Origin of the sequence: Solibacillus sp. FSL K6-1126 (assembly GCF_038003445.1) — a bacterium.
Lineage (GTDB): Bacteria > Bacillota > Bacilli > Bacillales_A > Planococcaceae > Solibacillus > Solibacillus silvestris.
Window position 1 is genome coordinate 2,098,419 of record NZ_JBBOPD010000001.1, and the last position, 22,266, is coordinate 2,120,684.

Here is a 22,266-nt window from a genome sequence, read left to right on the forward strand (position 1 = left end):
TTGTATGGCAAACAATATTTGATAACGCAAACAGAAATCCTTACTGCCCTTTCCGGACAACTATTTCCAACTACCAACCCCACTCCTTAGGTATCCAGAAAGTCCTCGTTCCCTCCAAAAGGCACGATCATAGATAGCAACTACTTTGGCCTGTCCTGCCGTCCATGCTCTTTTCCTCGCTTTATACATCATTTAAAAGCGACAACATGTCCTTTTCTACTTGTAATAAAACTCGTGGTGATACCAATAGAAAGTATAGTCATAACGGAGAGATAAAACGTCTCTGAAGATAATAATAAGCCACCAATAATTATTATGATGGAATCAATAAACAAAATATAAATCCCTACATTTATCCCCGTCTTCTCACATAAAAACTGGGCAATAAAATCCGTGCCTCCCGTACTTGTCTGAAAATTTAACATCAATCCATTTCCAATTCCAACAAGAATGCCACCTAGTAATGAACTGTATATAGCTTCTAATTCAATTAGATTATTTAATGGTGATAGAAAATCGATAAAAAAGGCATACAGAATCAGACCATGTAAGCTGTTATAGAAATAATTTCTATAAAAAAACCAAGCAAAAATAAAAATAGGAATACTAACTACTATAACTATTAATCCTGTATTAAAACCCCATAAGTAATTTGCTATTAATCCAATTCCTACTGTTCCTCCATCTAATATTTCATGTGGCACTATAAACAGATTTATACCCATTGATATAAAAATGCTTCCGGTAATTAGCGCCAAACCTTTTTTTAAAAAGTACAGGGAATCACCTCTTATTTATACTTTTCAGAACATCTATTAGTACAATTCAAGTAATGGAAATACTTAAAAATATATGTTCATTACTCAGTTTAAAGAAGAACCCCCAAAAGTTTTTTACTACTTGCTTTAGTGTTTTGAAATTCCTTCTAGCATGAGGTTAACCTTCAATACATAACAGTTTCTTCACCAAATACACTAACAATCGAGTCAGTACATTCATGCTTCCACTGAAATAAATCGCTGGATTTAAACCACTTCCTGAAATATACACTAACTTCTAACCGTGAATTCACGAATCTAACATAATCGGCTAAATACTCCTTCTTCTCTCCATTAAAATATTGTCTTTCCACTCTCCATTGAGTTGAGCAATCTTTTCGCGAACACCAACCACACGAAAACCATTTTTAATATGTAAATTAAGACTAGCAACATTTTCTTTAAAAATTTTGGATTCTAATGTCCAAAATCCCTCCTTTTCAGATGCTGTAATCATATGATTCAATAACAAATGTCCAATTCCCTTTCCCATTGCATCTGGTGCAATATAAATGCTTACTTCTCCTACTCCTTTATACACCTTACGTTTTGAAACAGGCGTTAATTTACACCAACCTAAAATATGATTTTCCTCCAAAGCAACAAATGAACAATTTGGATTTGCTTCACCAAACCACTCATTATAAGAATCGGGGGCATTCGATTCGAATGTAGCTATTTTAGTATCGATCCCTGCTTCATAAATTCGCTTTACGTCTAGCCAATCTTCACTTGTAACAAATCGTATTTTAATAGTCATATACCAACCTCCAAGTGACTGAATATTAAAATAATAAAATAAATAGTTGCATTTTGCAAATGTTTTTGTTTTACTTTAATTAGAGGTGATTGAATGGAGAATAAACGTGAAATTTTTCACATACTAACACGAAGATTTGGGTTACTAAACAAAAATTGCTGTTCTGTTGGATCCTTTGAAATATCTACAATTCAAAGTCAAATTCTTTACGAAATTGATAAACAGCAAACACCTTCTATGCAACAAATTGCTGAAACACTTGCAATGGATATTACGACATTCAGCCGACAAATTCAAACACTAGTGAAAATGGAATTGGTTAAAAAAACGCCTTCTCTTCAAGATAAACGTGTATCAATTTTATCATTAACAGCACAAGGAAAATTTGTCGCAACAACAATAGATGAATCCATGAATGCCTATTTAGAAGAAGTATTCTCACATATGAACGACTTTGAAAAAGAAACGGTACTTCGTTCGATTCAGCTTCTAAACGAAGCAATGTCTAAATCGACGGTATGCTGTACCCCGATTTACTAAGCAAGGATTTCTTGCTTTTTTATTTAGTGTATAGTTGCAAACTACAAGTATTTGAGGAGGAAGTTATAAATGAACATACCGTTAACAATTAAAAATCAAAATTCAAGCTGTTGTGCACCAGTATCAGCGTCAACTAATTCTTGCTGTGGTCCTGTGGAAGGTACACAAAATGAGTCGCTCCCTAAAGAATCACCTACTAGACTAAATAAAACGTATCCTGTCGCTATTATTGGAGCAGGTCCAGTTGGCTTAGCTGCTGCTGCCCATCTATCTTTAGCTGGTGAAGCATTTATCCTTCTTGAAAAGAGCTCAGAGGTTGCTGAAAACATTAAATCCTGGCAGCATGTTCGTCTATTTTCACCATGGCAATACAACGTAGATAAAGCTGCTAAACAATTGCTACTTAAATCTGGTTGGACTATGCCTGAAGAATCCATCTTACCAACAGGTCAAGAAATCCGCGCGATGTATCTACAGCCATTAGCAAATTTACCTGAGATCAAACCATTTATATCGTTTAATACAACCGTTTTCGGCATTAGTAAAAAGAATCGCGATAAAATGAAATCAGCCAGTCGCGATTCTGCGCCATTTGTACTTTATACAGAACAAAACGGTAAGACAGAGCGCATTTTTGCCAGTGCTGTTATTGATGCTACGGGTACATGGGCAACGCCAAATCCTGTTCATGCAGAGAATGTTTGGACTTCAGCTGAGCAAAAGCTTGCTGACAAGATCTTTTATGGTATTCCGAATGTTAAATCATTAAATGATCGCTATAAAGGCAAGCGAGTCGCTGTTATTGGAGGTGGGCACTCAGCTATTAATACGATTTTAGAATTAGAAAAACTTGAAGATGTTGAAATTATCTGGGTTTTACGTAAAAAGCGTGTAGAAGAAGCTTATGGCGGTGAAGAAAAGGATGCGCTTGCTGCTAGAGGTGAATTAGGGAGTCGCATTCATACTTTAGTTAATGAAGGAAAAATAAAAGTCTTTACTCCATTTTATATCGAAGAGCTTACACAAACATCTGTTGGAATTATCATAAAAGGTGATGGCCCAACTGGCGAACATCAACTTCCAGCAGTTGATGAAATCATTGCGAATACAGGAAGCCGACCAGACTTCTCATTTTTAAAAGAAATCCGATTATCGATTGATTCTACTGTCGAAAGTGTTGAAGCATTAGCACCACTCATTGATCCAAATGAGCATAGCTGCGGTACGGTCCGTCCTCATGGTGAGTTAGAATTACGTCATCCTGAATCTGGCTTTTATATTGTCGGTATGAAAAGTTATGGACGTGCTCCTACATTCCTAATGGCAACTGGTTATGAACAAGTTCGATCAATTGTCGCTTACTTAACAGGTGATCTCGAAGCAGCTCGTAAAGTTGAGCTGGATCTTCCTGAAACGGGTGTTTGCAGTTTAGATTTAAATAGTAATAACAATTCTAACTGCTGTTAAAAAAGGATCCCCTTGAAAACATTTCAAGGGGATTTCTTTATTATACTATTTTTTTAACTCATCGTTTACGAACTGTTCAATGCGTGCACCTATAGCATCACGTACTTGCTGGAAAATTGCCCATTTCTCTTCCTCAGTACCTGTAGCTTTTGCCGGGTCTTCGAATCCCCAATGCTCGCGGCGTACACCTGGTGGGGTCATTGGACACTTATCGGCTGCATCTCCGCAAAGTGTTACGACTAATGTTGCTTTGTTTAAAATATCTTGGTTAATTAAATCCGAAGTATGGTGAGAAATATCGATCCCTACTTCATTCATTGCCTTAATCGCATTGGGATTGACACCATGCGTTTCAATTCCAGCTGAATACACTTCCCAATCTTCCGGTAATAGCTTTTGTGCCCATCCATCTGCCATTTGTGAACGACATGAATTCCCTGTACATAAGAAATATAGTGTGTTTTTTGTCATTTGAAAACCGCCCTTATTAAAAGATTAGTAATGTAATATATAGTCCAATTAAAGTAAAGATAAGAATAGGCACCGTTAACACAATCCCAGTTTTAAAGTACGTACCCCAAGAAATTTTTACACCTTTTTGAGATAGTACATATAACCAAACCAGTGTTGCCAGTGATCCGATTGGTGTAATTTTTGGACCTAAGTCTGACCCGATCACGTTTGCGTAAATTAATGCTTCACGTAACGTACCATTCGTCGTCGTTTCAGCAATCGCTAAAGCATTGACCATCACTGTTGGCATATTGTTCATGACAGATGATAGAAAAGCCGCGATAAAGCCCATTCCAACAGTAGCTGCGAACAATCCTTGCTCTGCTGTCCATTCAATTACACTAGCTAACATAGGAGTTAAACCTGCGTTGCCAAGTCCGTAAACAACGACATACATCCCGATTGAAAAGAATACGATATTCCAAGGTGCACCTTTCACAACCGCTTTTGTATCAACGACAGCACTTTGTCGCGCCATGACTAAGAAGAAAACTGCAATAACGCCTGCAACAAGAGAAACTGGTACGCCAATAAATTCACTTGAGAAATAGCCAACAACTAAAATTGCAAGCACAACCCATGAAAGTTTAAACATTTTCATATCTTTAATTGCAAGGTTTGGTTCCTTTAACATCGATTCATTGTATTCGCGTGGTATCGACTTGTTAAAGTAAATCAGCAGCACGACAATCGTTGCCGCTAGCGAGAACAAGTTGGGAATAATCATACGCGAAGCATACTCTACAAACCCAATATCGAAGAAATCTGCAGAAACTATGTTGACTAAGTTACTTACGACAAACGGTAAACTTGTCGTGTCCGCAATAAAGCCACTTGCCATAATAAACGGGAAAATCATTCTTTCGCTAAACTGTAAATTACGCACCATTGCTAACACAATGGGTGTTAAAATTAAAGCAGCTCCATCATTCGCAAATAATGCAGCAACGACAGCACCTAGCAGACTAACATACACAAACATTTTGATACCATTGCCTTTTGCGGCCCGTGCCATATGTAGTGCAGCCCATTCGAACAAGCCGATTTCATCTAATATAAGTGAAATTAATATAATCGCAATAAACGATAATGTGGCATTCCACGTAATGTCAATGACTGTGCCGACATCGTTAAAATCAACAACACCAACAAGTAATGCGACGATTGCGCCAACCATTGCCGACCAGCCAATATTCAGTCCCTTTGGCTGCCAGATTACAAAAACCAGCGTTACAATAAAAATGAGTAACGCAATGACAAACATATTCAATTTTTAGCCCTCCACACATTCACTGTTAATTTTACATCCACATGTTGAATCTTCATTAATTGAAACAAGTATATTTCGCATTAACGAAGTTTGATTTTCTTGTATTCGATAATGCTTCCATGTCCCTACCTTGCGTTCAGTAATAATACCAGCTTCCTTAAGTTTGCGTAGATGCTGACTCACGGCAGGCTGTGAAATATTAAGGACGTCTGTAAAATCACATACGCAAACTTCCCCTTTTTTCAGACAGGCTAAAATTCGTAAGCGATTGGCATCTGCAACTGCCTTTAATTGTTTTTCCATTAAATCGAGTTCCATTTGCATCCCTCCATAGCTATATAAGAATATACTTATATTATGTTCTTAGTCACGGTTTTGCAACTACTAAATTTTAATTTACAATTAACTCTGGTGAAGTGTTAGAAGTACAAGTAACAGATAAAGGTGCACTTGCAGACTTTACAGCATGGGCTGGCGCAGGTGGTCACACTATTTTAGAGCAAAAAGAAGAAGCAGGCGTACTGTACTTCTACATTCAAAAAGCATAACAGTGTCTTGGGCGAGTAGAGCATTGTTCTACTCGCTTTAATTTTTATGAAAGAAGGATAAACAAATGGAAATCCATTGCCATTTGTTTATGGAGCGGTTACACAAAATTTCTAAAACTTTTACAAAGTGGACACTAGAAAAGCCATACACATCTGCTGTATATGGCTTCCTTGTCCATTAATATTGACGAATAAAATCGATTAAATCTTCTTTTGGCATGAAACCAGCTGTCTTTCCTTTTAATTCACCATCTTTAAACACTAATAGCGATGGAATTGACATAATTTGATAGTTTTCTGCTGTAACTTGGTTCGTATCTACGTCTACCTTCACAATTTTAACTTCGTTTCCGATTTCTGCATCCAATTCCTCTAAAACTGGCGCAATCATTTTACATGGACCGCACCAAGCCGCCCAAAAGTCGACTAATACTACACCGTTTAAAATTTCTTGTTCAAATGTTTGATCTGTTGCATGTACAATTGCCATTTTTTATTCCTCCAAGTATGTTTGATGTTTTTTGATTAATTGGCGCAAGACCTCTTCGCTGACAGGGCCTACTAAGCGCTCCAGTTCCTCACCTTGTGCATTAAGTAGCACTGTTGTCGGGATAGACATTACCCGAAAGGCAGTTCCTACTTCATCTGATTCATCCAATAAAATTGGATAGGTCACTTCATATGTTTCCATAAAATTAACCAATGCCTGCTCCCCGTTATCACGGTCTGTTAAGTTTACCCCGATGAGCGCTACCCCCGCCGGTAAATCTTCCGCAAAGCTTTGCAAGTGAGGCATTTCTGCTTTGCATGGTGGACACCAGGTTGCGAAGAAGTTAACAACAGTCAGTTTCTGCTCTTGCTCCGATAAACTATACATTTCCCCGGTCGTTGTCGGTAAATCAATCATTTCATGGGCTATTGTTTCAGTTGCTTTCTCCACATCCACAAGCATCATTGCTACTAAACTTAAAATACCCGTGACGACCAAATACTGTGCTTGCTTTGTTTTTAAATACACTGTTAACAATACAAAAAGTTGGACTAGTGTTAAACTGCTCGTAAAGCCATTCAACCATGCTAGTAGTAAAAACTGTCCGAGTAACAGCCCGTGTTGATATTTTCTTTCAATAAGTACAAGGACCAAAAGCCAGATTAATGCATACAGCCAGTGCTCCTGAAATCCTAAACTAATGACACTAAATATCGCCACAACTCTCGCCCAGTATATCCAAATATCCGCCCATACTAGTATTTGTCTTTTTCTATATAGAATAAAAGCAAGCACCACTAATGCGAGAACGTGTCCTTTTAGTCCTCCGTCAAAATAAACTAATGATAACGGTGCTTTTATAAAGTCGGATAAAGAGAATAGGATATAGCTGAACTTCCAAACGAGAATATAGGTAAAGACAAGATGCTCTAATAATTTATTTGTTGCTACACCTACCTTCCGACTTCTAAAATCACTATATAAAATAGCAAGTATAAAAGCGAGCCATGCTACCGGAATATTGAATTGTCCTAAACTTATATACATCATCTGTTAATTCCCCTCTACCAGTTCTGGCTGCTGCAGAAGCACCGCCTGCAACTCCACCAATAATGATTACTTTTTTCATCCATAAACCTCCTACCTCTTCTTATATTTGCAAAACACCTATTTCTAACACAATACATTATACCCTGGTAGGTATATAGTCAATTGATTTTTTTATAAACCTTTCTATTTCCACGTCCAGTGAAGTTTTAATTGTCCTTTAATGTATAATTTTTGATTAGAGACTTTACCTTTTTTATTTTTATCAATAATTTTGCAAATATGAGATAAACCCTCATTATGCCAAAACTTAGCCTGTATTTGAGTGTATAGGGTTTATTAATTTGTTACAATAAACAATTGAACTGGAGGTAATGCATTATGATCAAATGGACCATAGTACTTATAATGGCAGGAATGCTGCTCGTTGGGTGCAGCGATGAAGCTGCAGAAAAGAATAGTAAGGCGAAGGAAGAAACTCCTGGTGAGTTTCTCCAGGAAGAAGAAAAACCAAATGAAACCGATCAGCTTAAAGACGAACTCAGTGAGGAAGAGGCTGCAAAATTACCGGAATACAATATTATCCGTAAGCAAATTGGAGACGGTTCTTACAAAATTGTGATCATTGCTAATAACGAAGAAACTCGTATTCTCCATTTTTTAAATGCACAAGGTGAACTACAATACAAAGCCGTGTTTGTAAAAGAGACCAATCGTTTAAAATTTATAAACACCAAAGGAGACGGCATTGTATTTAATCAAGTCATTGGATAAGCGCAATTTATCTAATGTCTCCAAAGGTAGTTCGAAAATGAATGAACCGTGAATCCCTTCCTTTGAATAAAACTCGCTTCAATAATGGCGAGTTTTTTGTCATATTTTAGACTTATTAATTATACTGACATTCTATTGCTTCCCCAGCCTCTTGTTGCTGTACTTCTAACAAATGTCATCCGATAGACATTGAGGAACCAATTCTCGTGGCATCTTTACCTCATATTTAAAAAATAATTTCCATTAAAATTGCATAAGATTACTCTCATTTAAACAACCTTTGCCTCCTTAAAAATAAAGTTAATTAAAAAAACTAGATATTTTCCGGAAATCCAATAAAAATTTGTTATATATATAAGAATTACCAGTATTATTATCCTACAATAACTAGTAAAATATTATTATAAAGATTAAGGAGGATTTACCGCGTTGAAAAAAGTATTTAAACTTGGTTGTGGTGGTTTTTTAGCACTTATAATACTAGTGATAATCATTGCAGTGTTCAGTGACGGAGATACGTCTGAAGTGGATTCAGATACAAAAGTTGAAACGGCAACTGAACCAAAAGAAAACGAAGCAGAAACAAAAGATGCTGTTAAAGAAGAACCAAAAGAGGAAGCGAAAGAAGATAATGTACCGCGCGAATATAAATCTGCGTTGAAAAAAGCGGAAATGTATGCAGAGACAATGCAAATGTCTAAAGCAGGTATTTACGATCAGTTAATTTCGGAATATGGAGAAGGTTTCCCTAAAGAAGCTGCGCAATATGCAATCGATAACCTGGAGCATGACTGGAAAGCGAATGCATTAGAAAAAGCAAAATCATACGCTGAAACAATGGCAATGTCTGACTCTGCAATTTATGATCAATTGATTTCCGAATACGGTGAAAAATTTACGGCTGAAGAAGCTCAGTACGCAATTGATAATTTAGAATAAAATGAAAGCCTTCCATCAAATTGATTGGTGGAAGGCTTCTTCTGTTAAAATTCATCGATCTTTTTAATTACCGTCTTTAAAAGATCAATGGAATTGACAGGATCGCTCTTATACTGCAAACTATGATCCGCACCAGCAAGTAGACTTGTCACAAGCTTAGGATTATTGACGAATTGACTATATCTTTCCGCATTATAATGCGTGTCATCATCCCCAATAAAACATAAACTTTCATTATGACTGTTTAACATCGATTCAAAAACATCATCCCGATTAAGAAGCGGTGTTAACCACACAGCTTTTGCATTATAAAAAGTCTCTCTTTCCAACAGAGACGCCATAGCAATGGTACCTAGAGATTTTCCGACAAAATAATAGTCCTCATACGAATTTTCTTTTAAAACATTATCAATGACCGCACCCACATCATGTTTTATCGCTTCAACGAGTTCTTCCATACTGAAATGGTCATAGAACTTATCGTTATACGTATAATTGACCTGCAGTACATCTACAGACTTCCGTAAAAATATACCCGTTGAATAATGAAGTAGAGGTGCTTGAGTGGTATATCCGGCCCCGGGAAGCAGAATCGCCAATTTTGAGGCATGCTCATCAGTGCTTAATATTGTAAATGGAATATCCTTTTCTTTATAACCTGTAATAGTATCTGTTTTTACTTTAAACATACACATACCCCCTTAAAAAGTTTATTTATTACTCGGTTCACTCGCATTTTTATCGATATTCACGGTCCATGAAACAATCGTTGTACTGTCCCGTACACCGTTTTCTTGAATATCTTTTAATAGATGGCGCACAGCATTGGAATGAGATTTGGTATGGTCAAACACCTTCATAATTTCCTGAGGGTCATCAAATGAAGTATGAGGACATTCTGTTAACCCGTCCGTTGTCACAAAAAGCTGATTTATCCCTTTTCGCAATTCCCTGCGCCCCGTACTGTAACATGGTACTTCCATTTCAAATGTATTGACATTCCCGATCCACTCGTAAAAATTCCTTTGATTTAGCTGATATTGATGCATAATAGCCAGCTCAGGATGAAATAGATGAAGAATACAGTCTCCAACTGAAAACCACCAAATATATTTGTTTTTCCTAAAAACGATAAGACAAGCTGTTTCCCCTTGCACCTTACGGCAACGAGCTAAAAAATGCGGATCCTGAAAAATATGAATGATATAATCGTCCAATTCATTAAAAGCATCGGGGAATGACTTATTTAAAATTGTGATCAAGTTATATTCTTCTTTCACAATGGTCTCCACGACTAGTTCGGCACTTTCCGCACTGTTATGAGCATCAAGAATCATAACGAATTCCCAGTCCTGCTCTTCATTCAACCAAACGATACAACCATCTTCGTTTTTGTATTGCCCTGCTGATGAATTACCGCCAAACCGTCCAATTGCAAGATTGGTGAATTGCTGAATATGTGGTAAATCTACAAAATGCGTTTCGCTCCCTACCCAACTGAATTTAAACACTTTCTACATCCCTCCTTACGCCACATAATTTATAGATTTTCATAGTATATCACCTTTAAGGTAAAATTTGTAAAGTAAAGAAAAAGCTTAACCCTTTATTGAGCTAAGCTTTTTTTTATCTCGACTGGAAATGACTATTTCTTTTCATACTCATCGAATTGTATGTTTTTCTTACTAGCCATTAGATAAATATAACTCGTTGCCATAGATTTATCTTCCTGAATGATTAATTCATTCCCCGATTTATCAATAAATTTATAATTGCCTAATGCATTCGGTACAAACTCTAAAGCAACACGCTCAATCGAATCCCATTGCATTTTCTGAGAGCCGATTAATTGGCTTTTAAACACTACCTGTTCATTAATCGCTGTGTACGTACTTGTTGAGCTATACAACGTCACCAACCCTCCGATCAGGAGCAGTAAACTAAGCACAAAGGTCGCAATTTGACGTTTCCAGCATAGCAATGCAAAAGCTGCAGCCAATATTACAAATCCTGCGATAATAATTTTCACATTGGTTCTAAATGAATAAATATAAAAATACGAGCGATCTGTCAAAAATAAATCCGGAACAGTCATAGGTACAAATATGGCGAACAGCGGTGAAATAATGATACAAGTAACCGCCATTACACCAAAAATCAGTCTCGGTGAATAGTCTTTAAACATGGCCGTTCTCATCCCCTCTTAAAAAATATCTTTATACTATAAATTTAATGTATAATGGACCATTTTTTCAATAATTTGGAAAAAATAAGGAAATGAATTTTATACAAATAAGAAAAAGCAATCGAATTTTCCAATTGCTTTTACCATTTTTCTTATTAAACTTCCACACGGTAACGCCAATTTGTATGCTTTACATCCTCATAATTGATATACGCAACGCTTGCTTCGATGACATCGTTTAAGTTCAGGTTATGCTGTTTTGCAAATTCCTTCAGGCTTTCCAGTAATTCTTTATCGCATGTTGTCCGAAATTCAATGCGATCTTTTGGTCGGTTTTTTTTATCATAAGCAATGGTACCGGACTCAATTAAATTACTATAACCATTTTCCAATAAATAGCCGATATGGGTATCATATTTTTCGGCAAGCTGTTTTAAGCTGTTTATTATCGCCGCGCTCATTCGCGTTTTATACCGGATTCTTGATTCATCCGTTGTTTGGATCAGTTTCCCGTTATGTATCTTCCACATCGTCATTCTCCTATCACCAATTCATTACGTATATTATATAGCCATTATCGGGCAAATGAAAACACTCCTTATGGCATAAGGAGTGTAAAGGGGTAAAGTTGCGGCCGGTATTGCATATTAAGTTGTAATGTTTTGTACGTTAGTTTAACTTTTATAAAACGTTTGAGCTGAAATTTTCAATGGTATATCTCAATTCGTGTATGCATTTCGCTCGCCTAATTTGGTTTGGCATCTTTCGAAAATCTTCGTTAAAGCATTTTGTTCATTAATTGCCTAAAATAAACTGTGAATGTTGCTTGATAAACGCATACAACGAAGCTAATAGAAATCATCATATAAACAATCTAAACTAGTGGTTAACTTACTGTCTACTCTTCAGTGACCGCAACTTTACTTACAAGTTATATACCACCTTAAAACATCCTTAAACCTAATGTGCAGACTTTTTTTTCGGATTTTTTATCGTTCAAGTATATAATAGAAGGAACGGAGGTGTCTTACATGCTAAAAATTAAAAAGATCGAATTTATTAAAGTTCTGTATGACGACGCAATAGCGCAAAATATATTTTCAATCGCCAATATTACGTTTTCAAATAGAAGTCCGATACAAGGTGCCCTCCTCTACTGGCAGCAAAATGAATCAAAGGAACCTTATACGAAAGAAGGCGACTACAAGTTTTTCTATGACTTGGCAAAAGCGCAGTATTTTGCGGCTGTAAAGTTTCCGAAAGACTGTGAGTTAACACGGGATGAACGCCAGGAACTTGCCTATATATTACTGGAAGAACGCGGGGCCATCGGGACGTACAGTTTTGTCTCAACTAAGCCGAGAGCAGCCTTCCATTTAAATAAGGCTTTTCAGGAAATTGCGTTCCCTACACAGTTTTCAGTAGATGATTTTAACGATTTATCTGTTATGAAAAAGCTGGAGGCCAATGTTGAGACCATTTACGAGCAACTACCATATGACCGTGTATTTTTGGAAGCTTATAGAAATTGGTGCATTCAAGCAGTTCAGTTGCATCCTTCCCGCTTAACAGCTTATTTTCAATACTTGCCGTTTACGTATGTGTGTTATGCGAATCCGCTTTTATCAGAGCAGTTTCTAATCGATTATTTGCCTGAAGTGGATCTGGAAGCACTACAGTATAACAAGCCGGTACTTGAGCGGTTGTCGATGTCCTTTAAACGTTATTTAGTGACAACGTTAATGGCCAACAAAAAGCGTCTGAATCCGGATTTTGTAGATCAGCTGGATGATTTTATCGAAAGCAATGCCTTTTATAATTCCTTTGAGCTTATCTATTTACCGGAAGCCGATGACATCCCGGATATGGATTTACAGCTATTCGAATATGACCGCGGATCTTATAAATGGGCAGGCAGTGAGCACTTAGTTAAAGGAATCCCTTCCCTTGTCAGTCAGAAGTATAACCGGTATGGGGATAGACGCTTAACAAATACCGAAATGGATAAAAAATTTAAGGCCTACAATGAAGAACAAAAGCAGTTATTTACAGCAATCGCGGAGCTGCATTGGCTAAATAAATACCGAAATGAGCTGGATTGGTCATATATTTGCCAATATAATGTGCATTTAACGGAACAGTTTTTAACAGCGCATCTTAATTATGTCGATTTCAATGCGCTAGGCCAGAATACGGATATCGCGGTTAACGCTGATTTTTTATCAACTTATTTGCACCGGTTTAACCATCAAAAAGCGGTTCCGTTAATAATTTCTCATTTAACAGAGCAGTTTTATTTAACGCATAAAGACGAAATTAAAGTTGATCTCGATTTGCTGTATAAATATATGGACAATATTGATGAGGAAGAGTTTTTGCGAATTGAAAATTATTTCCTTGATTAATACAAGGCTGCTTTGTATCACCATTACGAAGCAGCTTTTTTTGTTTTAAAAAACAAAAATCAACCTACAATATATTTGTAGATTGATTTAATAAAGTAGATTAAGTTGTAATTTCATAAACACCTCGATGCAGCATGGCGTAATTTGCAGACAGATAAGACATTTCCATCGTCAGATCAGGCTGGATATAGTGAATGTTCACAAGCTCAATCGAATGAATCGGCATTACATCCTTATAATATACTGTTTCGGTTTGAGGACTAATCATGTTGTCTCATCTCCTGTTCCATTGCATAGCCGTTATAAGCAAGTAATTGCTGATGGGAAAGCTGATTCACATAATATCGGAAATTAACCGGCTGTAATCCAAACTGTTCACATTTCTCTACATACATCTGATACCCTTTTTCAAAATAATTCATTGGACTTCTCTCCTTTGTTATATAACAGTTTTTATTTGTAAATTAAATATATAACAGTTTATAAACAGTGTCAATGAATTATCTGAATTTTATTTTACTTTTGAACATTAGCGACGAACCGTTCTTTTCGTGGAACCGCAGTAGACAATAATTTCATCTCATCGACATCTTTGTTACCATAGGAGGCGGGAGGAATTTAATGAAACTTATTTATAAAAAACTAATCGATTTTGGAGTAAATCCAATAGTTGCTGAGTATCTCTCAGTAGGAATCATGATTATTTTTATCGTGATCCTTTGTTTATTGGCAAACTTTATCACTAAAAAGATTGTCATCCGATTTATTACACATATTGTGAATAATAACAAATATACGTGGGATAACATCCTTTTAGAAAAGAAAGTATTTCATAAGTTATCTCATATCGTTCCGGCGATTATTATTTATCATTTTGCTGAAGCTTTTACGTATCAGGACCTCATCGAAAAAGGGGCCATTACGTATATCATAATCGTCGTAATAAGTTTATTAGGCAGTTTATTGAATGCTTTTCATGAAATTTATCTTACGTATGAAATTTCAAAAGTTCAGCCGATTAAAGGCTATATTCAAGTAGCAAAAATTATTGTTTATGTCCTGGGGATTATATTGATCATCGCGAACTTAATTGGTAAAAATCCGCTCATTATTCTAAGTGGGCTAGGTGCACTGTCTGCTGTCTTGCTGCTCGTTTTTAAAGATTCCTTATTAGGGCTTGTTGCAGGGATTCAATTAACATCAAACGATATGGTGCGTGTAGGTGATTGGATTGAAATGCCGAAATACGGTGCGGATGGGGATGTCATTGACCTTTCGTTAAACACTGTGAAAGTACAGAATTTTGATAAAACGATTACGACGATTCCAAGTTATGCACTAATTTCGGACTCTTTTAAAAACTGGAGAGGTATGCAAGTAACTGGTGGGAGAAGGATCAAACGTTCCTTATTTATTGATACAACAAGTATTGCGTTTTGCTCGAGGGAACAGATGGAGAAGTTACGAAACATCCATTATCTTACGGACTATATTGATACGAGACAGCGTGAGATTACTGAATATAATATCAAGCATCGGATCGATACAAGCAATCAGGTAAATGGCAGAGCACTGACTAATGTCGGTTTATTCCGAACATATATTAGTAATTACTTAAAAAATCATCCAGGCATTCATAAAGAAATGACCACAATGGTAAGACAATTGGCTCCGAATGAATATGGTTTACCAATTGAAATTTATGCTTTTTCAAATGATATCAATTGGGCCGTATATGAATCTATACAATCTGATATTTTCGACCACCTCTTTGCCATTGCGTCAGAATTTGACCTTCGACTATTCCAAAATCCGACGGGCAATGACTTTAAAGCGATGAGTTCCCTACATTTAAATAATCATGAAGGTGAATCAAATTAATTGATCGCTTTAAAAATAGCCATTTTCTTTCATAAGAAATGGCTATTTTTTTTTAACTCATGCGGGCTCCTATCGCGCTTCCTGTTAAATATCTCTATATTCATCTAGTTTACATAATATTATTATCATAAATTATTGAATGGGTTATTTTTAAGTACTTCTTGAATTTGTTCGTCTTCGATATGTGTATAGATTTGTGTTGTCGCGACACTGGAGTGACCAAGAATATGCTGTAGTGTCCGGATGTCCGCTCCGGATTTATACATCATTGTCGCGGATGTATGTCGAAGTTTATGCGGTGTCAGCTTCTCTTTCGGTGAATGGCTGTTTGCATTGATTACTTTCACGATTCGTGCAATCGACTGTCTCGCAAATCGTGTCCCTTTTTGGGAAATGAACAGCGGTTCTTTCCCGTCCCCTTTATACGCATGCCGCTCCTGTAAATACTTATCCAATGCATTCATACAGGCATCATTTAAATACACATGACGTTCTTTATTCCCTTTCCCGATTACCGTCAGCATACGACCATTAATAGAATCGATATTGAGTGAGCATAACTCGGATACACGAATGCCAAGATTCAGGAAAAAAACCATCATGCATTCATCGCGTGCACAATAGGACTGTGTCTGTACTGCGCCGATAAAATCCTTTGCCTCATTATAATTTAAGTAAACTGGCTGGCGTCGGCCAATTTTTGGTGTTTCCAAATGTTCAGCCGGATTTTCATCAATTAGACGACGTTTCCCTTTTAAATATTTAAAAAAGGATTTTAATGTTGCGACTTTGCGTGCGCGGGCTGATGAGGAGTTACCTCGCTGTACTTCGCAATATTCCATAAATAAATATAAATCTTCCAGAGACACTTCTTTTATTTGGTCAATTGTAATAGTCGAAATGTCGATTGTATGTAAACGGTCTAACGGAATATCTTCTTCAAACGCTTTAAGGAAACGCATAAATAAAATAAGATCATATTCATATTCTTTTCGGGTTCTTTGCGACTTTCCCGTAATCGTTGTTAAGTATATTAAAAAATCACGTAAAAATTTCGGCAGCTGCATTTTCGTCCAATCCCCCTCTATTTAGCTCTTATTATAGCATAAATAATGTTCCCAAATTTATATTTGGGAACATTATTGCTAATTTAGAAGATTTAAGCGGTTTTTCGACAATAAAAAGGAACAAATGTTCTTATTTCGTAATTTCGCCCTCAGACGAAGTGAAATGTCGAATCGTGGATGGTAACCCATGTCGAATCGTCTGAGCGCGATTTTTGTCATTGCAGCTTTTGGTTAAATTTATCGGATTTTGGGAATAGATGTTCCAGGAGGTGAAAGGATGAATTCGTTAAAAACCCACTATGTTTTTTATTATCCTTTCAATTATCGACAGTACGATTTTGTAAAATTACAGCAAATATTAAAACGCAACAAATTTTATCATTTTACTATCGATGAAGAGGAATTCAACGAAACACTTTACGGTCCGGATATCGAAGTTTCCCACCAATTATTAAAGCAATTCTTTTACCCTTTCATGGAAGAGAAATTATTGAACGACGAGATTTCCGTACGAAACTTTAACCGCTACTCCAAAAAAATTCTTTGTGATGGAAAAATGAAGACGGCATTCGATGATATTCCATTTACATTATTGAGCGCGGATATCAATCTTTGTCCATTTGGGATCGGAATTTTAGCGGTGAGGATACAATTGGCAGATGATGTGGATTTAAATGCCGCATTATCATTTGGTCATTTCTTTAGAGTACTGCAGCCAAAAATTGATGAAGAGCTAGGCGCAGAAATTACTTACGACAATTTTGTCTTTTATAATACAGATGAATTAATATTAAAGAAAATTGCACCTTTTTTAGAACAGTTTTTTGTCGATTATTCTTCGATTCATAAAAATATTAGTAAAATACCGTTTTTTGAAGATGAGCGGATGTATGTCAGTGCTTTTTTTCATTTGGAAGAAGGCGCTGAAATCGACGAGCATTTACTGTATCGAGCAGGACAGTTAAACGGACGTGACAAAAATGGGGATCCCTATATTTCAAGTTCAAATAAAGAGTATATTGAACGCTTTGTGCAGGAGCATTGCTACGAAAGATGGGCACCGAAATTTCATATTATAACCACATTGCAAGGCCATATTCACCTTTCGTCCGTAAACGATGAAAGCATGAAGAAATATTTGAACAGCTTTCATTCTGTTTCCTACTATACATTGCTTATCCACTATTTTTATAAGCTGATGTTGTTAAAACTCGTATTTGAACATAGTGAATTGAAGTTTTCGAAAGATAAGGACATTGTAGAGGAATTAATTGAACAGATTACGAAATTCGCATCCAGGTATTACTTTTCAGAGGTTTCGGCACGTTCGGAAGGTAAAGAAATTTCGCACTATTTCCGGAAAGCGTTTCGTATTGATGGACTGTACCGCGAGACAAAGGAAACGCTCGAAGAACTATATCGGATACAGGAAGACCGTTCAACGGACAGGTTAAATAAACTGATTTTTATTTTGACGATTTTCAGTATGATTTCCGGTATATATGGAATGAACTTGGTCATTGAAATGCTGGCAGAGCCATTTAATATATCCGAAATTTTTAGTTTTACATTTTTTGAATGGATTGCACTTATACTGATGGTCTTCGGCTTACTGACGCTGGCACTGCTTATTTTGAATCAAGTTTATAAATATTCAATTAGCTACTACGGGAAAGTGAATAGGCGACGTCAAAGATAATGGGGTTATGGGGATAGTCAATTGACTGCACCCATAACCCCATATTTATTATCCTTAGACATATAATGTAATCTGTTCCCCGCTCCGCTCTACTTTCCAGTTTGAAGAAAGCATTCCCCGAATTTGTTGCTCGGTAATCGAATCGACTTGTAAAAAATGCAGACCGTTCCCCTCCGCTAGCAGTTCATATTGGTCATCAGAAATATGAAAACGCATGCGCAGCAAGTTTTTCAATCCGTTCATCGTTACAAATTTCACCTCATAGTTCCCAGCAAAAGCCTGTTCCATTTCTTTAGCATTTTCTTTTAATAAAATTCTTAAACTATCTGTATCGATATCATAGGAATTTGTTAATAAATGAAGTTCATCATTTTCAATAAAGTGTTTAATTTGTTCAAATGTATAAGGATGGTTTTTCAGTAATTCGATCGTATAGGCTTCCATCATCGATATCGCCATTATTTCTCCCTCTCAATCTTTCATCAATTATATTATTTACTAGCTATTTTTCGGGAAGCGTTGTTCTCGCTCAAGCAAGACACCTTTTCTTGCATAGCCGAATTGCTCGTACAAAACTTTCGTATCCTCATTTTTCGTTAGCAATTTTTGAATGGCGTGGTAGCGCATATTTGTGGCGGTCACTTTAAATTGGAGTTGCTCGGACATCGCCTTAAAAATCCGTTCAATTGTTTTGACGGAGACCGGTTCCCCCATTTTATTGCCGACACCGAGCCAAACATATGGTGAATTTTCGGTTAGCGGCATGAATTCCAAAGTATGGTGTTTATAGTCCTCGAGCAATTCCAGCAGTTTTTTCGAACACTGTAAAACACGGTAACTTTTCGATGCCAGAACAATAATTTCATTTTTTTCGGTGTTAATATGCTTCCATTCCATGCGCACAAGTTCGGCTGGCTTAATACCAAGCTCAGCAACTGTAAAAACAATGACCGTATTGCGTAATGCGAGCCATTCATGTTCCTCATTCAAGGCAATCTCATATTGCTTCGGCCAATAGGCTAAGGCCCGAGTGAACTGCTTTTCCTTCAACACATTCAGTTCCGTTTCCTGTTTTGTCAATGGGGCGATGATTTCTTCATTATATACAGAAATCACACCGCGTAGCTGCAGAAAAGTAAGGAAATGGCGAATCGATGCGAATTTGCGGTTGACCGAATTGAACGAAGGATATTTTTCCTGAATTGTTTTTGAATAAAGTTGCAATGCTTCATTAATTTTATTTTCATGCTGAATAATTTCCGCGAATTGCTTTGCATCCAATGTATATTGTTTCGTTGTATGAAAAGATTTATTTAAAGACTTTAAATAAGCAGTAAACGCTTTAACATACGGTTGGATTTTTTCCATATTTTACGCCCCTTTCTTTGTATTGTATCATGCACAGAGGTAAGAGTTATATGGATTTCATACGGAAAATTGCTGAAAATTCGTTAAATTTACTTGAACCGCCCAGATTGCATGTTATTGTATATTTTTTCGTCTATAATGACTAGGTATATATAGTTAAGGGGGACCATTTAATGCAAGTACGTACGACAAGACTTGAAGCGGAAGAAGCGAAAATCATTTATCAGGAAACTGCGGGGCTCGCCATTATTACCATTCATCGCCCGCAACTTAAAAATGCATTAACGGCGAATATGTGGGATCAGCTTGCAAAAATTGCATTGCGCACATTGGAAAATCCAAAAAACAAAGTGCTGCTGTTGCGCGGCTCCGGCGAGAACTTTACAGCAGGCTCGGATATTAAAGAATTTAATTCGATTTCGTTGGAGAAAGCAGAAGAAGCTTTTGTGCATATGGAAAGAACCATTTCCACGATAGAAAATTTACCGATCCCAGTAATCGGTGTTATTAACGGTCCGGCAATGGGTGCAGGACTGGAACTTGCCCTCGCATGTGATATTCGTATCGGTTCGGACAAAGCGAAAATGGGGATTCCGGTCGGTAAGCTCGGCATAACATTGAATAATAAATTTGCAAAGCGTCTAGTCGATCTGGTCGGACCATCCGCAACGAAAGACTTTGTATTTACAGGACGCATGTATAAAGCAGAAGAAGCGTTTAAAGCCGGAATGCTTAATTATTTAGTTGCTGAAAAAGATCTAAACCGTTTTGCAATCCGTATGGGTAAGCTTGTTGCGGGTATGTCTCCTGATTCGTTAGTAGCAGTAAAACGCTCCGTAAAAGAATGCGTCGATTCTGCCCCTGTATTATGGGAAGGTTCAACACCATTTGTGTCCGAAACAGACTTTTCAGAAGGTGTCCGGGCATTTGTAGAAAAACGTCAGCCGGTTTTCACAAGACAGCTTCCAAAACAATAAAAAACTGCCTCCATTTTGTGGAGGCAGTTTGAAGTTATTGAATAAAGTTTGGTTAAAAGTAAGTTATAATCGCTTATTTTATACAGAAACCAACTGTTTTGAAACAAAGTTAGAGGCTATGGCAAGTCATTTGAATTTGTACCATAACCTTTTACTATTTACTTACTAGGGATTTTCACAATCGCAATTGTCTCTTTTTCGTTTATTGTATCAAGTGTAATCGTTCCATTGTATTTATTAATTGTTTCTTTAACAATAAACAAACCTTGTCCTCTAACTCTTCCTTTCTCTACTTTTTTCGTTGAGTAGCCTTGTTTAAAAATTTGATTTATGTCAGGTAGCTTTCGCCCAGCGTTCGTAATCGAGAACGTATAATATAACTCGTCTGCTTTACAGCTAACTGTAATTTTACGTAGTTCCTCTGGCAACTCCATTGTTGCTTCTATCGCATTATCAATTATGTTCGATAATATATTGATTAAATCAATCGTTTTTATGTTATCAAATGGATTATCATCAACGGTTATCTGTATATCAATTTGTTGATTTTGACATGTTAATTTTTTTGTTTGCAGTAATATCGCTAATCCTGGGTGATCAAGATTCAATTTAATGGATTCAATTGTCTGTATGTCTTTAGACAAAGAATCGACATACTTTGTCGCTTGATCTACCTCACCTATATGCAGAAATCCATGTAAAACTTGGATATGATTAATATAATCGTGCCTTAATGATGAGACAGAAGCAATTAACGTTTTAATTTCCTTTTGATATGTATACTCCGTAGTTCCAACTTCTTTTTGATACCACTTTTGTAAAAGGAAGAAAGAAATAATAACAATAATAACAAAAAGTCCACTGAGTACTAATAGAAAAATATTACTATTAATAACTGTTTCTTTAATCCCGTCAAGTGTTTCCGTACTAATATCAATGCTAAGGTAGCTAATAATTTCCCCTTTTTCATTCATAATAGGAGTCCCAACCGTTATATAATGATGATCATATTTCGTATCTTCTAGGATCTCTGTTACAAATTGCTTTCCTTCCTCATACGCAAATTTCACTTGGGCTTCCGGTACTGTACAAACTTCACCTATTAGAAAATCATTTGGATTATCCTTGTTTTCAGGATAACCTACAATTAAAATCTTCGATGTTGTAGGATTGTCTATTTCCATAGTATAGACGTATAATACACCTAGTTTTTCTCGGGCATCATTCAAATAATGTCGTATTGTCCAATAATCTTCATCACGATTCCGTTCTTTTAAAAATCGCTCATAAGTTTCCAGATCAATCGCCTTTGCGATGGATTTGGCAGCTTCAAGATTTTGGTTAGCAATCGCCTCTTCCACTGTATCTTCAATCTTTATATAGGAAGTATACATACTTATTCCAATAAAGAATATGACTAATACGATAGATAACACTATTATTAGCTTTAATTTAAAACGTTTCATATCAAAACAATACTCCCTTACTATTAAATACATATTTTGCAGCAAATTAAAC

General features: G+C 36.4%; 26 protein-coding genes and 1 pseudogene. 9 read left to right on the forward strand and 18 right to left on the reverse strand.

The features are described from left to right. Positions 1–188: 188 nt before the first annotated feature. Both MHH44_RS10255 and MHH44_RS10260 read right to left on the reverse strand, forming a co-directional pair. Entirely contained in the window at positions 189–779 is a 591-nt protein-coding gene (locus tag MHH44_RS10255) for a YitT family protein (protein WP_340799507.1), read from the reverse strand. Positions 780–1,089: 310 nt separating this feature from the next. Next, the gene (locus MHH44_RS10260; protein WP_008407207.1) at positions 1,090–1,578 is read right to left on the reverse strand and encodes a GNAT family N-acetyltransferase; all 489 of its coding nucleotides are present in this window, start codon (positions 1,576–1,578) and stop codon (positions 1,090–1,092) included. 93 nt (positions 1,579–1,671) lie between these two features. Here MHH44_RS10260 and MHH44_RS10265 point away from each other — a divergent pair, with 93 nt between their 5' ends. Together MHH44_RS10265 and MHH44_RS10270 are read left to right on the forward strand one after the other, a co-directional pair. Next, positions 1,672–2,118 (forward strand): MarR family winged helix-turn-helix transcriptional regulator, encoded by a 447-nt coding sequence (locus tag MHH44_RS10265; RefSeq protein ID WP_008407208.1) that lies wholly within the window; start codon positions 1,672–1,674, stop codon positions 2,116–2,118. 69 nt (positions 2,119–2,187) lie between these two features. Beyond that, positions 2,188–3,585: an NAD(P)-binding domain-containing protein gene (locus MHH44_RS10270; RefSeq protein WP_008407209.1), complete on the forward strand. Its 1,398-nt coding sequence runs from the start codon at positions 2,188–2,190 to the stop codon at positions 3,583–3,585. Between the two features lie 45 nt (positions 3,586–3,630). Here the strand turns inward: MHH44_RS10270 and arsC are convergent, their stop codons facing one another. Genes arsC through MHH44_RS10285 form a run of 3 tightly spaced genes read right to left on the reverse strand, consistent with a single transcriptional unit; the run spans position 3,631 to position 5,686 of the window. Then, entirely contained in the window at positions 3,631–4,056 is a 426-nt protein-coding gene (gene arsC / locus MHH44_RS10275; protein WP_008407210.1) for an arsenate reductase (thioredoxin), read from the reverse strand. A gap of 16 nt (positions 4,057–4,072) precedes the next feature. Then, on the reverse strand, positions 4,073–5,362 hold the full coding sequence (locus tag MHH44_RS10280; protein ID WP_445683051.1) for an arsenic transporter: 1,290 nt from the start codon (positions 5,360–5,362) through the stop codon (positions 4,073–4,075). A 9-nt stretch (positions 5,363–5,371) separates the two neighbouring features. Next, positions 5,372–5,686 (reverse strand): ArsR/SmtB family transcription factor, encoded by a 315-nt coding sequence (locus MHH44_RS10285; protein ID WP_340798497.1) that lies wholly within the window; start codon positions 5,684–5,686, stop codon positions 5,372–5,374. An 80-nt stretch (positions 5,687–5,766) separates the two neighbouring features. Between MHH44_RS10285 and MHH44_RS10290 the strand changes: the two are divergent. Further along, positions 5,767–5,916 (forward strand): annotated as a pseudogene (locus MHH44_RS10290) (sulfurtransferase TusA family protein); the annotation flags it as partial. 178 nt (positions 5,917–6,094) lie between these two features. On the opposite strand, the gene trxA reads toward MHH44_RS10290, so the two are convergent. Genes trxA through MHH44_RS10305 form a run of 3 tightly spaced genes read right to left on the reverse strand, consistent with a single transcriptional unit; the run spans position 6,095 to position 7,535 of the window. Then, positions 6,095–6,406, reverse strand: a complete 312-nt coding sequence (gene trxA, locus MHH44_RS10295; RefSeq protein ID WP_014823856.1) for a thioredoxin — start codon at positions 6,404–6,406, stop codon at positions 6,095–6,097. A gap of 3 nt (positions 6,407–6,409) precedes the next feature. Continuing rightward, on the reverse strand, positions 6,410–7,456 hold the full coding sequence (locus MHH44_RS10300) for a TlpA family protein disulfide reductase (RefSeq protein WP_340798498.1): 1,047 nt from the start codon (positions 7,454–7,456) through the stop codon (positions 6,410–6,412). After that, the gene (locus MHH44_RS10305; RefSeq protein WP_340798499.1) at positions 7,383–7,535 is read right to left on the reverse strand and encodes a hypothetical protein; all 153 of its coding nucleotides are present in this window, start codon (positions 7,533–7,535) and stop codon (positions 7,383–7,385) included. The genes MHH44_RS10300 and MHH44_RS10305 overlap by 74 nt, the downstream gene beginning before the upstream one ends. Positions 7,536–7,834: 299 nt before the next feature. Between MHH44_RS10305 and MHH44_RS10310 the strand changes: the two genes are divergently transcribed. Next, complete coding sequence (locus tag MHH44_RS10310) at positions 7,835–8,227, forward strand: hypothetical protein (RefSeq protein WP_340798500.1); 393 nt, start codon at positions 7,835–7,837, stop codon at positions 8,225–8,227. Between the two features lie 429 nt (positions 8,228–8,656). Continuing rightward, positions 8,657–9,166: an Ltp family lipoprotein gene (locus MHH44_RS10315; protein WP_340798501.1), complete on the forward strand. Its 510-nt coding sequence runs from the start codon at positions 8,657–8,659 to the stop codon at positions 9,164–9,166. Between the two features lie 44 nt (positions 9,167–9,210). Here MHH44_RS10315 and MHH44_RS10320 read toward each other — a convergent pair whose 3' ends face one another. From MHH44_RS10320 to MHH44_RS10335, 4 genes are all read right to left on the reverse strand, one after another. Continuing rightward, positions 9,211–9,855 (reverse strand): hypothetical protein, encoded by a 645-nt coding sequence (locus MHH44_RS10320; protein ID WP_008407218.1) that lies wholly within the window; start codon positions 9,853–9,855, stop codon positions 9,211–9,213. A 21-nt stretch (positions 9,856–9,876) separates the two neighbouring features. Next, positions 9,877–10,677, reverse strand: coding sequence for a protein phosphatase 2C domain-containing protein (locus MHH44_RS10325; protein WP_340798502.1), 801 nt, complete (start codon positions 10,675–10,677; stop codon positions 9,877–9,879). A gap of 134 nt (positions 10,678–10,811) precedes the next feature. Then, on the reverse strand, positions 10,812–11,351 hold the full coding sequence (locus tag MHH44_RS10330) for an ATP-dependent exonuclease (RefSeq protein ID WP_340798503.1): 540 nt from the start codon (positions 11,349–11,351) through the stop codon (positions 10,812–10,814). Between the two features lie 155 nt (positions 11,352–11,506). After that, complete coding sequence (locus MHH44_RS10335) at positions 11,507–11,881, reverse strand: hypothetical protein (protein ID WP_008407221.1); 375 nt, start codon at positions 11,879–11,881, stop codon at positions 11,507–11,509. A 501-nt stretch (positions 11,882–12,382) separates the two neighbouring features. Here MHH44_RS10335 and MHH44_RS10340 point away from each other — a divergent pair. Further along, on the forward strand, positions 12,383–13,756 hold the full coding sequence (locus MHH44_RS10340; protein ID WP_065215953.1) for a nucleoside-diphosphate sugar epimerase: 1,374 nt from the start codon (positions 12,383–12,385) through the stop codon (positions 13,754–13,756). A 100-nt stretch (positions 13,757–13,856) separates the two neighbouring features. Here the strand turns inward: MHH44_RS10340 and MHH44_RS10345 are convergent, their stop codons facing one another. After that, positions 13,857–14,024, reverse strand: a complete 168-nt coding sequence (locus MHH44_RS10345) for a hypothetical protein (RefSeq protein WP_008407223.1) — start codon at positions 14,022–14,024, stop codon at positions 13,857–13,859. Beyond that, positions 14,017–14,178, reverse strand: coding sequence for a hypothetical protein (locus MHH44_RS10350; protein WP_008407224.1), 162 nt, complete (start codon positions 14,176–14,178; stop codon positions 14,017–14,019). The genes MHH44_RS10345 and MHH44_RS10350 overlap by 8 nt, the downstream gene beginning before the upstream one ends. A gap of 199 nt (positions 14,179–14,377) precedes the next feature. Between MHH44_RS10350 and MHH44_RS10355 the strand changes: the two genes are divergently transcribed. After that, positions 14,378–15,637 carry a mechanosensitive ion channel family protein gene (locus MHH44_RS10355; protein ID WP_340798504.1) on the forward strand — a complete coding sequence of 420 codons (1,260 nt, stop codon included), beginning with the start codon at positions 14,378–14,380 and terminating at the stop codon, positions 15,635–15,637. Between the two features lie 125 nt (positions 15,638–15,762). Here MHH44_RS10355 and MHH44_RS10360 read toward each other — a convergent pair whose 3' ends face one another. Continuing rightward, positions 15,763–16,704, reverse strand: a complete 942-nt coding sequence (locus MHH44_RS10360) for a tyrosine recombinase XerC (RefSeq protein WP_340798505.1) — start codon at positions 16,702–16,704, stop codon at positions 15,763–15,765. A gap of 277 nt (positions 16,705–16,981) precedes the next feature. Here MHH44_RS10360 and MHH44_RS10365 point away from each other — a divergent pair, with 277 nt between their 5' ends. Continuing rightward, entirely contained in the window at positions 16,982–18,403 is a 1,422-nt protein-coding gene (locus tag MHH44_RS10365) for a hypothetical protein (protein ID WP_008407227.1), read from the forward strand. Between the two features lie 54 nt (positions 18,404–18,457). Here the strand turns inward: MHH44_RS10365 and MHH44_RS10370 are convergent, their stop codons facing one another. Next, entirely contained in the window at positions 18,458–18,862 is a 405-nt protein-coding gene (locus MHH44_RS10370) for a hypothetical protein (protein ID WP_340798506.1), read from the reverse strand. A 39-nt stretch (positions 18,863–18,901) separates the two neighbouring features. Further along, entirely contained in the window at positions 18,902–19,771 is an 870-nt protein-coding gene (locus tag MHH44_RS10375) for a tyrosine-type recombinase/integrase (RefSeq protein ID WP_340798507.1), read from the reverse strand. 173 nt (positions 19,772–19,944) lie between these two features. Here MHH44_RS10375 and MHH44_RS10380 point away from each other — a divergent pair, with 173 nt between their 5' ends. Beyond that, complete coding sequence (locus MHH44_RS10380) at positions 19,945–20,748, forward strand: enoyl-CoA hydratase/isomerase family protein (RefSeq protein WP_014823843.1); 804 nt, start codon at positions 19,945–19,947, stop codon at positions 20,746–20,748. A gap of 158 nt (positions 20,749–20,906) precedes the next feature. Here MHH44_RS10380 and MHH44_RS10385 read toward each other — a convergent pair whose 3' ends face one another. Then, on the reverse strand, positions 20,907–22,214 hold the full coding sequence (locus tag MHH44_RS10385; protein ID WP_008407231.1) for a sensor histidine kinase: 1,308 nt from the start codon (positions 22,212–22,214) through the stop codon (positions 20,907–20,909). Positions 22,215–22,266: the final 52 nt, after the last annotated feature.

Coding starts and splice junctions, on each gene's coding strand:
- MHH44_RS10260 (WP_008407207.1), bottom strand. CDS start 1,578: ATGACTATTAAAATACGATTTGTTACAAGTGAAGATTGGCTAGACGTA.
- MHH44_RS10265 (WP_008407208.1), top strand. CDS start 1,672: ATGGAGAATAAACGTGAAATTTTTCACATACTAACACGAAGATTTGGG.
- MHH44_RS10270 (WP_008407209.1), top strand. CDS start 2,188: ATGAACATACCGTTAACAATTAAAAATCAAAATTCAAGCTGTTGTGCA.
- arsC (WP_008407210.1), bottom strand. CDS start 4,056: ATGACAAAAAACACACTATATTTCTTATGTACAGGGAATTCATGTCGT.
- MHH44_RS10280 (WP_445683051.1), bottom strand. CDS start 5,362: ATGTTTGTCATTGCGTTACTCATTTTTATTGTAACGCTGGTTTTTGTA.
- MHH44_RS10285 (WP_340798497.1), bottom strand. CDS start 5,686: ATGGAACTCGATTTAATGGAAAAACAATTAAAGGCAGTTGCAGATGCC.
- trxA (WP_014823856.1), bottom strand. CDS start 6,406: ATGGCAATTGTACATGCAACAGATCAAACATTTGAACAAGAAATTTTA.
- MHH44_RS10300 (WP_340798498.1), bottom strand. CDS start 7,456: ATGATGTATATAAGTTTAGGACAATTCAATATTCCGGTAGCATGGCTC.
- MHH44_RS10305 (WP_340798499.1), bottom strand. CDS start 7,535: ATGAAAAAAGTAATCATTATTGGTGGAGTTGCAGGCGGTGCTTCTGCA.
- MHH44_RS10310 (WP_340798500.1), top strand. CDS start 7,835: ATGATCAAATGGACCATAGTACTTATAATGGCAGGAATGCTGCTCGTT.
- MHH44_RS10320 (WP_008407218.1), bottom strand. CDS start 9,855: ATGTTTAAAGTAAAAACAGATACTATTACAGGTTATAAAGAAAAGGAT.
- MHH44_RS10330 (WP_340798503.1), bottom strand. CDS start 11,351: ATGTTTAAAGACTATTCACCGAGACTGATTTTTGGTGTAATGGCGGTT.
- MHH44_RS10335 (WP_008407221.1), bottom strand. CDS start 11,881: ATGTGGAAGATACATAACGGGAAACTGATCCAAACAACGGATGAATCA.
- MHH44_RS10340 (WP_065215953.1), top strand. CDS start 12,383: ATGCTAAAAATTAAAAAGATCGAATTTATTAAAGTTCTGTATGACGAC.
- MHH44_RS10345 (WP_008407223.1), bottom strand. CDS start 14,024: ATGATTAGTCCTCAAACCGAAACAGTATATTATAAGGATGTAATGCCG.
- MHH44_RS10350 (WP_008407224.1), bottom strand. CDS start 14,178: ATGAATTATTTTGAAAAAGGGTATCAGATGTATGTAGAGAAATGTGAA.
- MHH44_RS10355 (WP_340798504.1), top strand. CDS start 14,378: ATGAAACTTATTTATAAAAAACTAATCGATTTTGGAGTAAATCCAATA.
- MHH44_RS10360 (WP_340798505.1), bottom strand. CDS start 16,704: ATGCAGCTGCCGAAATTTTTACGTGATTTTTTAATATACTTAACAACG.
- MHH44_RS10365 (WP_008407227.1), top strand. CDS start 16,982: ATGAATTCGTTAAAAACCCACTATGTTTTTTATTATCCTTTCAATTAT.
- MHH44_RS10370 (WP_340798506.1), bottom strand. CDS start 18,862: ATGGCGATATCGATGATGGAAGCCTATACGATCGAATTACTGAAAAAC.
- MHH44_RS10375 (WP_340798507.1), bottom strand. CDS start 19,771: ATGGAAAAAATCCAACCGTATGTTAAAGCGTTTACTGCTTATTTAAAG.
- MHH44_RS10380 (WP_014823843.1), top strand. CDS start 19,945: ATGCAAGTACGTACGACAAGACTTGAAGCGGAAGAAGCGAAAATCATT.
- MHH44_RS10385 (WP_008407231.1), bottom strand. CDS start 22,214: ATGAAACGTTTTAAATTAAAGCTAATAATAGTGTTATCTATCGTATTA.